General features: G+C 48.4%; 3 protein-coding genes. 2 read left to right on the top strand and 1 reads right to left on the bottom strand.

All coding sequences use genetic code 11. The features are described 5' to 3' along the window. Positions 1-250 precede the first annotated feature (250 nt). Both QVO99_RS02750 and QVO99_RS02745 read left to right on the top strand, forming a co-directional pair. Complete coding sequence (locus QVO99_RS02750; RefSeq protein WP_022316061.1) at positions 251-1,414, top strand: sensor histidine kinase; 1,164 nt, start codon at positions 251-253, stop codon at positions 1,412-1,414. Positions 1,415-1,699: 285 nt separating this feature from the next. Continuing rightward, complete coding sequence (locus tag QVO99_RS02745; protein ID WP_022316060.1) at positions 1,700-2,824, top strand: AAA family ATPase; 1,125 nt, start codon at positions 1,700-1,702, stop codon at positions 2,822-2,824. Positions 2,825-3,073: 249 nt separating this feature from the next. Here the strand turns inward: QVO99_RS02745 and QVO99_RS02740 are convergent, their stop codons facing one another. After that, the gene (locus QVO99_RS02740; RefSeq protein WP_022316059.1) at positions 3,074-9,634 is read right to left on the bottom strand and encodes a DUF4465 domain-containing protein; all 6,561 of its coding nucleotides are present in this window, start codon (positions 9,632-9,634) and stop codon (positions 3,074-3,076) included. Between the last annotated feature and the right edge of the window lie 39 nt (positions 9,635-9,673).

The following is a 9,673-nucleotide window of genomic DNA, read 5'->3' as shown; positions in this document are numbered from 1 at the left end:
ATATGGGACCAGATGATTGACGGTTTTTGGGAAAATGTGGGTTAAATACCAGAATTGTACACGTTTCATAAGACTGATCACTTCCTTGTCTTGTTTTTATATCTCCATTTAACCTGAAACGGTCATTAGGCCGTTCAATGGTAGTATTTTATAACTGCTTGCTGTCTTTTGATTTTTATACTGTGTCCTTAAAAATGTCTTTGCAAATATTTGTATTGCAATAAATAGTAGTTATTTCCGTTACTATGATATGCAATGGACAGATAGAATAAGGCAAGTTAAGATCATTCTCGTGTTGGCGGCTATTGTAATAGCGGTAACATCCCTGATAATTTCAAATATCTTTGTAAAGGACCTCGCCAAGGAGGAACGCAACAAGATGGAAATTTGGGCGGACGCAATGCGCTCGTTCAATATGGCCGACGAGACCACAGATTTGGGGCTTGTACTGAAAGTGATGAACGACAACAATACCATTCCCGTTATCGTGCTTGATAATAAGGGACTGGTGCAGATATGCAGAAACGTTGATGTAGGCAACCGTTCTGAGAAGGACAGTGTTGCGTATGTGTCGCATTTGGGAAAGCGTCTTTATGACGCTGGCAGATTCATCAGAATCTCTATGGATGATGCTAATAAGAAGGCTTATGTGGATGTATGCTATGATGATTCCACGATACTGAAACGTTTGGCGTATTATCCTTATGTGCAGCTTGGAGTAGTGCTTATATTTGTTGTAGTGGCTATATTCGCTTTGCTGACATCAAAGAAAGCAGAACAAAACAAGGTGTGGGTCGGTTTGTCAAAGGAGACCGCACATCAGCTGGGTACACCGATATCCAGTCTTATGGCCTGGATAGAGATACTGAAGGAGAATTATCCTGATGATGACCTTATCCCGGAGATGGACAAGGATGTGAAGCGCTTGCAGCTCATTGCCGACCGCTTCTCCAAGATTGGCTCATTGCCAGAACCTGTGCCGTCGAGTCTCAGTGATGTGGTAGACCATGTGATTGACTATATGGACCGACGGACATCATCCAAGGTTCTTATGACAAAGAAATTCCCTCAGAATGATATTATCGTGAATCTCAATGCTTCTCTTTTTGAGTGGGTAATAGAGAACCTCTGCAAGAATGCCGTTGACGCCATGGAAGGCGAGGGGCATATCACTATCGAGGTCTTGGATTTGCCCGGCAAGGCAGTTATCGAAGTTACTGACGATGGCAAGGGTATAAGGAAGAAAGACATAAGCAGCGTGTTCAAGCCCGGTTTCACGACAAAGAAACGTGGGTGGGGCTTAGGTCTTTCTCTTGCCAAGAGAATCGTTGAGGAATATCATCATGGCCGCATCTTCGTTAAACGCAGTGAAGTGGGAGTTGGCACGACGTTCAGGATTGAGATAAAAAAATAAATCATTTTCCTGATCATACTTTTAAGTTCGGTTGTTTTTGAGTGAGGGTATTCTAAAAGGTTGCCGAAGAACAGTAAATACAATCGTGGCGACAAACAGTTGTTATTGTCATATACTTATATCAAGGTTCACAAGTTGGTGGTCCACTAACTTGTGAACCTCGATATTTTTGTTTATATTTGCAAAGTATTTACATAATACTTAGCTGCACTCGGCAAATTGAGAGTAAACTCTCTTTGCGCTCGTTTGCAAAGTATTTACATCGTCAATATAAGTATTTGGGATATGGAAAAAGCATTTGTTTACGGAATGTCGGTAGAGGGCAATAACTTCACCGACCGCATAAAGGAAGCCAAGCGCATAAAGCTTGATTTTGAAAACGGCATAAACGTCATCCTCATCTCGCCAAGGCGAATGGGAAAGACCTCACTGGTAAAGAAGGTAATGTCGGAAATGGACGTTCCGCAGGTGAAAACAGTGTATATGGATATATACGACTGTCGTAGCGAGTATGATTTCTACAACCGCTTTGCTTCGGCAATACTGAAATCCACGGGCAACAGGGCGGAGCAGATATTGGAAAACATAAAGCGATTCCTTGTCCGCCTTTCGCCCAAGTTCTCCTTCAGTCCTGAGCCAAATTCGGAGTTCTCATTATCGCTTGGAATAACGCCGAAGGACTATACTCCCGAAGAGATACTCAATCTTCCGGAACTCATTGCACGCGAAAAAGGCTTCCGGATAGTTGTATGTATCGATGAGTTCCAGCAGGTAGGCGAATTTCCAGGCAGCATAGAAGTGCAGAAGCGTATGCGCGGTGTATGGCAGCATCAGCAGAATGTGTCTTATTGTCTGTTTGGCAGCAAGAAACACCTGATGATGAATATCTTTCAAAGTAAGCGGATGCCATTCTACATGTTCGGCGAGATGATATACCTTGACTGTATCCCCACGGAGTATTGGGTGCCGTTCATCTGCTCCCGCTTTGAGAAATACGGAAAACGAATCTCTGACATTTACGCATCCAGGATATGTGAGTGCGTCGGAAACTATTCATCCTACGTACAGCAGTTGGCGTGGAATGTGATGGCAGAGACGGATACGGAAGTGACAGAAGAAACATTTCATCGGGGCGTTGATGCTCTGCTGGAACAATGTAACAGCCTGTTTGTGCAGCAGACGGAATCACTCACAACCTACCAGCTCAACTTCATCCGTCTGCTTTGCAGCGGCATCCACAATGGCTTCTCATCAAAGAAAGTTGACGATATTTATCCAATTGGAACGAAATCGAATGTGGAGCGCATTAAGAAAGCTCTTTTCGAAAAGGAAATCATCACCCAGACCAAGGAGGGAGTGTTTCTTGCCGACCATGTTTTCGAGGTGTGGTTCAAAAGGGAGTTAATGTAACTATTTAGGTAATTCATCATAAATATAGATTGAAAAAGCGGTACAAGAGAAGTGCAGCAGCCTTGCACCGATAGTGCAGCATAGGTATACTGACAGTATCACATAGCTATACCAGCGGTATACCGCCGCTTCACTATATGACGAGACATTATTAGCTGACGATGCGTTATCAGAAGAAAGCCCCGAAACCTATTCACAAGGTTCCGGGGCTTTCTCTATCGATTATTTATAACCTCAAAATGTGGATTCTCACCTCACGCCTACCTTAACGGTCTTGCCATTGGTGGTGCGTATGATGTTGACACCCTTCTGGCGAGCGTTCAGTTTCTGTCCGCTGATGTTGTAGCGACCTGCTACGTTGCTGCTAGAATCCTCAACGCCATTGATGCTGTCAACGATGTCGAACGGTATGTTCAAGAACTGAATCTTGCCCTTCTGTGTGGCGCTTACCACAACGTTGAAACTGTTGTAGTAGCCCTTCTTCACAGTCAGTCTGCCGTCGGCAGAGAGAGTCACGTTCTGTGCCAGTTCCTCGCTCAGAGCGTCGGCAAATGCGTAAGAAACCGTAGCCGAAGCATCATCGAACGTGAAGAACTCGCTGAGATCAATTTCATCACCAGCCACCTGAACCGGAGCCTCCGCAATGACACGTTCACCGTTGAAGTCGTCCATACAGAAGTAAGCCGATGTATTCAATCCGAATGAACCAGTGTCAGAGCCAGAGAGAGATACAGCTATTGTTTTCACTTTGCCGAGCGGACGAAGGTCAACCCACTGCCATGTGTCGAGATAGTAGCGGTCAGCCTCCTTCGAAGCACGATAGTCAGCAAGATAGCAGTCCACTGTAGATGTAGAACCGTCCGCCTTGGTGCCAGTGAATGTCGCTATGAGATAGTCACCCTCTTCAAACTTGTGTGCCACTCCGTTGCCGTTCTTTATGCAGTCAAGAGCCCACGCGTTGTTGGTGATATAGAATCCGTTTATCACGTCACCCTCCTCAGGCTTGTTGAGCACGGTTATTGTGCCCTTGTCGAATACCACCGCATAATTCTCCGACTCATCATATCCATGGCCAACAACAGAGTTATACTGGTCAGGAGTAGCGCTTGTGAACGTCGTTGCCGTACGGTTAGAATAAGCGAATCCCTGCCAAGAGTTCCAGTCGAGGCTGTAGTTGTTGCTGAACTGATAAGAACCGCTCACGAACGAACCGTCGAGCTGGTTGTCGCCATATATGCCCACCATCGGTGTGCCCTTAGAGTCAGGGCCGTTCCAGTAGCTCTCGCTGTTGAGATACAGGTTCTCGAATGTTGCCACTACGGCATCACCGGTCACTGCCACACGGCAAGTGTCAGAAGCCTGCTTTCCGTTTGCATCCGTCACGGTCACATAATACATGTCGCACTCCACAGGAGCATATTCCACCACAGAAATACCGAAGTCATCGAGAGAAGCCGTTGCTATCTCCTGAAGCTTTCCGTTTGTCCAGGAAATGCTGAAAGGAGCCGTTCCCTCTGTCACGTTAACCTTGAGAGAAGCCTTCTGTCCGGACTCCACGCTCTCTGTAGCCTCTGCAGTTGCCTTCACGTTAGGAATCTCCTTTATCACCTCACCGCCAGCGATGAACTTGCTTGAGGCATACACATCGCTTGACACGCCGTTGATGTTTGTCATCAGTGAGTAGATGACATACTCCTTGTCCTTCTCCAGACCCTCAACTGTAATCTTTGTCTCATCGTTCTTGTATGCGGTGATTACATTCTCAGAAGTCGTAATCTCGTCAACGGTAGGAGCATCCTCAGCTCCATCCTTGACCATATATTGAACGGTACCAGTCTGACTGAATCTCACCTTCATGTCGGCCGATGTGTCAGTGATGTTGTTGATTATCGGATAACCCTCAACCATCACCGGAGCATCCGTGTTGGCATCAAACTCATAAGCACCGATTGTAGGAGTCTCGCCGTTACGTGCCTTGCCAGTGATGTCAGTCTCCACATAAGTCAGAGGCAGTGCCTTCATCAGATTGCCAGCCTTAGAGAGTTCCAGAGTGTTCTCGCCGTCGATGAAGTTGGCAGCCTCGTTCACTCCGTTCTCCTCGTTGCATATAGCCAGCCATGCCTCGTATGAAGCAACATCCTCTTTGTGACGTGCAAACACCTCACCGGTAGTGAAGCCGGCATTGTTGGCATAAGAAGCCTTTGTCATGTAGTCGGCATTGTTGTAGCTGTATACATAACCGCCGGCGTTGTTCATCAGTACGTTGTTCACAACCTTCAAGTTCTCGGCAGTACTGCTGCTGATTACCATAGCCGAAGACTTGGCTTCACCCAACATGTTTACGCTGTTGTTGGCGATGTTCACGTTGGATGCATTGTTGCCGACCTTGATACCGTAGCTCTTTTCGCTGTTGCTAACCACGATGACCTCGTTGTTCACGATATTCACCGGAACCTCTTCGCTACCCGTCATTTGTCTCAGCGTGATGGCCAGAGCAGAGTTGTTGGTGTTGAGATGGAACTTGTTTCCGCTGATTTCGAAGCTCTCGTCATACAGGTCTCTCACCTGTGCGTCGATACCGTCAAACTCCTTCGTTGTGGCGTTGTTTTCTATGCGGTTGTTGCGAATCTTCGTTCCCAACTCGTCAGACACATACAGAGACTTGGAACCCTGGTTGCGCAGGATATTGTTCTCTATCACTCCGCCTACTTCCTTAGGCAGAGCCACATAGCTTGTTCCGCCCATTCTCACACCGATGTATCCACCCTCGAGCAGACAGTTCTTCACTGTGAGATAGTCGTTGTTCTGGTAAGCCAGGTTCTTTGTATAGGTATATATCAGGTTGATGTCCTCTGAATAAGTCACCGTCATGTCTGCATGGATATAGCAGTTGTCGATAGTCACGTGGCGGCTCTGGTTCTTGATGTGTATCACACCAGGGAAATAGGTGTCTGTCGTTGTCACCTCCACACCGCGCAGCGTGAACCAGTCAGCGCCGGCAATGGTGAACGTACCAAATTCATTGAACATCTTGTCGTCAGAATATTGCGGCTCGTTATACAAGTCGTAATATATCTTCACGTCGTGCCAGTCGCCGCTTTCGCTCTGCAGCGTCACGGTATTGTTCTCCGAAGCTCCCGGAATCTCAGGCACCGTCACGTTCTCGTTGTATATACCACGCTTGATGTTGATGGTCACAGGTCCGTCGATACCGTCCTTCAGAGAGTTCACGGCAGCCTGTATCGTGCCGTAGTCAGCGCCCGCGCCCACTGTTATTGTGCCGCTCACGCCCTGTACCACCTTGGTGGAAGCCGCTGCCGCCTCTTCAACGTTTGTTGTCGTCTCGTTTGCCGTGATGCTCTCCAGCTGGGCACATGCCGTTGCCTCAGGAGCAGCCTCAGTGCTGATGTCGCCGGCGAGCCAGAAGTAGTAAGTGCCAGGCAGCGTAATCTTGTAAGAACCATTGATGTAAAGCTGACCGCCCTCCTGCTTGCCGAAGAGGTCTACAGGTGCAAACTCGGCGCTTGTTCCTGTAGCATAGATTTTTGCATTGGCGAGGGCATTGTCTGCCAGGTCGATGGCAGCGAGGTTGAATTTCTGTATGTCCAGAACGTTGAGGTCGCCGTCAGCAACCACCTCAATCTTCTGCAGCAGCGTCTCGGCACCCTTCATCGTAGTTTCAGGAGCCACGGCGGTAGTCGTTACAGAAGCCACGCTGATAGGCTGTTTCTCGTATGCCGTCACCTCGATTGCGAAACCAGCCTTTGAGTATTTCGTCACGAATTTTACGGTCACCTTGCCGTCCTCGGCATCAGAGAGGAAATAAGTCGGTTTGTCATACATGCTGTATTTGGCATCCTCCTTTTCCTTCACCTCTCCGCCATGATATACATAGAACTTGTCCTGTGCCGTCACAGTCCACTCCTTGAATGTGAGCTTCACGCTCTGTCCAGGAGTCTTAGGAGCGAATGTCACAGTTCCTTCGAAGTTCTTCGAATAATCGCCGTCCACACCGCCATCGTCGCAGAACAAGAGAGGAGCGCCCTCGTTGATGAGAATCTCACCATTGTCGCCCGCCATCATGTTGTATATGTTCTTTATCATTACCGCACCCTCAGGGTCGCCGTTCTCTGTAGTCAGAGTCTCACCGTCGGCAGTGATGCTCTTTATAGCGGCGTCGATAATGTCGCCCGCCTTAGCGTCGTCAGAGATATCGTAGCGCAGACGGAAGTAGTTGTCGCCTTCTGCCAGTGCCACCGGCTCGTTGAGAGTCAGTGTAGCCTCCGTTGCAGTTCCGTCGATTGTAGCCGTAGCCACAGGAGCCTTGTCGGCGGCAATCTCCTCGTCAGCCTTTGCCAGCGAGTAGAGCTTGATGGCAGCGATGCTCTTCTCCGCTCCTTTCATGTCCACAGTTACGGCAGAAAGTTTCTTGGGATTCTCGTTGCCCTCGGTAGTGATGTTGAGGTTGAGGATGTCGAGATCCTTTTCTCCCACCTTTGCAATCTCCTTTGCCGACTGTGTAGCAGTAGTTGCTGCCACTTCCATTGGTTTGGAGAGATATTCGCTCACGGTAGCCACAAAACCGTTCTTTGTGTTCCATGATGAAGTAACACCGGCGTTGAATACCACTGTCAATGCTCCGTCGGCAGCAGTAGAACGGATTACACCCTCCGGTCCCTTGGTGTAGTTGTTCTTTGTGGTCTCCCACAGCAGTTCACCTGTAGTGTCCTTGCCGCTGTAGATCTTCAGCGAAGCATGTTCAGAGCTGCTGTAGGTATTCCAGTATAGGTCAAATTTGGAGAATTCGATCTGGCATATCATACCCTCGTTGTAAGGCAGGAAGATATTGATGCGGTCGTCCGTGCCACTCTCATAGTCAGAAGAATATTCATTCTTGTTCTGTGTCTTGAAGCCCATCGAACCGTTCACCTTCTTTGTCACCGTGCCCTGGTCGGAATGCGATACCACCTGGTTCAGCACCTCGCGGTTGCCCTCTGGATTACCATCCGCAACGGTGTGGGTGGCATCACTGAGTGTAACAGAAGTCACTGCGGCATCAATCTTCTGTCCGTTGACGGCCGTTTCCTTGATGTCGTAGGCAAGCCAGAAATAGTTGTCGCCCTCAACAAGTGACACTTCGTCGGTAGCTGTTATTTCGACAGCGTCGCCAGTCACCTCAGCTTCGCCTACCTTTACGGAAGTTGAGAAGCTGGCCGCTGACTTGGTATAATATACAGTAGCCTTGCTGATGATGTCATTCGTGCCGTTTGTGGTGAAAGAGAATTTCTTTGCCGTCAGTGCCGGATAGTTGTTCTCTGTCTTCACGTTCAGTTTCAGTATTTCCTGATCTGTATCGCCGGCAGCCAGAGTCTTTGCAGATGCTTGTGTCGTCTCAACCGCCTGTGTCGTCATTGGCTGTGGGATAAACAGGGAAACCTCAGCTTCGAAACCGTCACGGGTATATGACAGTTCGCTGCCGGACACAAACTTTATTGTCAATGCTCCGTCTTCCGAGTTGGAACGTACGAATGGAGTCTCAGTCTCTCTGACGGTTCTGATAAGATTGGCTTCATCGTCCGTCGAACCGTTATATATAAGGATGTATTGTGATTTCGCGTCGTCGTGCAGAGAACTCTCGAAGATATTCATCTTTGAGAAGTTTATCATCACCTTCTTGTCGGGAGAAGCCGGTTTGAAGGTCACCATACCGTTGAATCCGATGGTCACCATTTCTGTAGGTCCTCCATCATCATAGAAGTTGAGAGGTGTGTCGGTCACCGTGATTGTCTTGTATTCCGCTGGGAATGTCACAATAGCCGGGTTCACCAGTCCTACTGCCTCTGCTGCCGTGAATGTAGCAACGCCGTCGGGCTGGTTTGTAGTGGTTACGCCGGTAACCTCCAGTTTCAGTTTCGCACCAATGGAAGCCTCTGTATTCAGGTCGCCAACGATGGTAAACTCATTCTTACCTTCGCTCAGCTTATGGTCGAGCGTCATTGTGTATATGCCGTTGTCCTCCGTTATCGTAGTAGCGATAGGGGTAGCACCCTTGTATGAGTCGGCGCTTCCGGCGAACAGTTTCAGAGAGAGAGGGTCTACCACATTCTCGTTCTCAGCCATTCTGAACTTGATGGATGTCAGGTGGTCAGCATTCAGCACTCCGCTGGTGTTGACATATAATCCGGCGAGGTTCACGTTCGTCGTCAACTCAGGCGCTTTCACGTTGCCATACTGCGAACCGGCATTCGTAACGCTCATGTCCTCGAGTTTCACACACTTCACCTTTGCCACCCATCCGTCAGCTTTGAATGAGTAGCGATATATGAATCCTACCGACAATGCTCCGTCGGTTGTCGTAGAGTAGAACGACTTCTTGTCGGTGTAGATGCCGTCAAGAGTTTCAATCACGTTGCCCTCGGGCAGCTTGGTGTCTTTTGTCACTTCGTTTGTTTTAGTGGCCCAGGTGAATCCCGTATCGTCCACTTCGCCGTCGTAAACCTTCGCATATCCCTGATATGACCCCATCTGGGTCCTCACGTCAAACGACTCAAAGGTAATCATGATAGAATACCCTTGTTCTGCCGGTTTGAACACGAGAAGGGAGTGCGAGTTGCTTGAATTGGAACTCATGATCGACCCTGTGCCTTTGTAGTCGTAGTACGTGAGTTCCTGATCCGTTGCCACTGTCACTGTCTGCTTGCCGAACTGCGGCTGCAGCACTGTGTTGCCGTCTTGTGCCATCAGCTGCATTGGCAGCCATAACATAGACAACAGGAGTGCCAGCATTAGATAACTGTACTTCTTTTGCATTTTGTTTATAAAGTTAATGAATGAAAATGTTGTTGTTTC

The sequence above is a fragment of the Prevotella sp. CAG:592 genome, assembly GCF_000436015.1.
GTDB lineage: Bacteria > Bacteroidota > Bacteroidia > Bacteroidales > Bacteroidaceae > Prevotella > Prevotella pectinovora.
This window is presented reverse-complemented; position numbering and strand designations above follow the sequence as displayed.